The sequence below is a fragment of the Shewanella sp. 11B5 genome (assembly GCF_002836795.1).
Classification (GTDB): Bacteria; Pseudomonadota; Gammaproteobacteria; order Enterobacterales; family Shewanellaceae; genus Shewanella; species Shewanella frigidimarina.
The window spans coordinates 1-1,449 of sequence record NZ_PJAP01000045.1 but is presented as its reverse complement, the minus strand read 5'-3'; the positions used below and the strand labels follow the sequence as shown (position 1 = coordinate 1,449).

Sequence of the window (1,449 nt, the reverse complement as noted above, 5' to 3'; positions counted from 1 at the left end):
TATGCCGTCGGTTCCTGGCATTTGAATATCCATGAAGATTAAATCAAATGGTTGTTTTTTAGCTTGTTGAATCGCATCCGCGCCATTGTTAACGGTCACCACATTGTCGACTAATTCTTTGAGCAAAGTATCAATTAACTTTAGATTGGCCATGTTGTCGTCAACGGCCAATACTGATGCATTGAGGCGTTGGGCTACATCGAGATTTATCTGCTCAGGTAAACTCACAAAAGTAGAAGGTACTGGCGGATATATTAAATGATGCGCTAGGGTAAAATCGCTCACCGGGGTGCTGAGCAACACATCTGCGTTGACTTTTAGCACATTGATTATCATGTCTTGGTCTAGACAGTCATGCAACAAAATCAGGCAGTCGGTATGTTGTTTGGCTTGTTGTAATAAATGGATAAAAGACGCATTGTCGGCAAAACCATGGCAGCTCATGATGATGTAATCAAATTTGCTGTTTTTAGTTTGTAACACTGAGGTGAGATTTTCTGGATTAGCAACATTAGTGATAATTAATTGCCATGACACCAAGCGGCGATTTAATGTATCGCGGGTTAATTCCCGTGGTTCATACAATAAGACTGATTTGTGCTGCAACGCATCAACCGGCAACACTTCGCCAATTTCAAATTGACTGATCCCAAGCGGCAGAATAAACCAGAAATTTGAGCCTTTATTAGGGGCAGAGGTGAAGCCTATCTGGCCACCCATTTGGTTGATTAAGCGTTTAGTAATCACTAAGCCCAATCCTGTGCCACCAAAACGGCGTGAAATGGATGAGTCGGCTTGACCAAATGCTTGGAATAAATATTCTTGCTGACTCTCATCAATACCAATACCGGTGTCAATAACTTCGCAGCGCAGGGTAATGTTATCTTCGTCATAACCCACTAAGTGTATTTTGAGTATGACACTGCCTTTGTCGGTAAATTTGATAGCGTTACCGACTAAGTTAGTAATAATCTGGCTGACTCTCATCGCGTCGCCACTGACACTTTCTGGCACATTAGCATCAATGTCGATAACCAGTTCTAGTCCTTTCTCTTGTGCACTACCGGCAATTATAGTCAGGGTTTCAGTTAGCGTTTCTCGCAGTGCAAAAGGCATTTTTTCTAATATCATTTTACCGGCTTCCAGTTTAGAGAAGTCGAGAATATCGTTAATAATACCCAGTAGGTTACTGGCACTGCGTTCAATGGTTTTTATGTAGTCGAGCTGGCTAGTATGCAGTGGTGTTTTTAATAATTGTCGTGCAAATCCGATGACACCATTGAGTGGCGTTCTCAACTCGTGCGACATGTTGGCTAAGAACTCTGATTTAATCCGACTTGCTTCAAGCGCGCGTTTTTTGGCAATATCGAGCTCAACGTTTTGAATTTCAATCTGCTCGAGGGTTTCACGTAAATCAGAGGTCGCTTGATCAATATTTTGCTGCATTTC

The 1,449-nt window shown here is 42.1% G+C and carries 1 protein-coding gene; it reads right to left on the bottom strand.

Features of this window, described 5'->3' with window-relative positions:
* Positions 1–1,449 (bottom strand): ATP-binding protein (locus tag CXF78_RS00370; protein ID WP_145991273.1); only part of this gene is annotated, 1,449 nt, incomplete at both ends.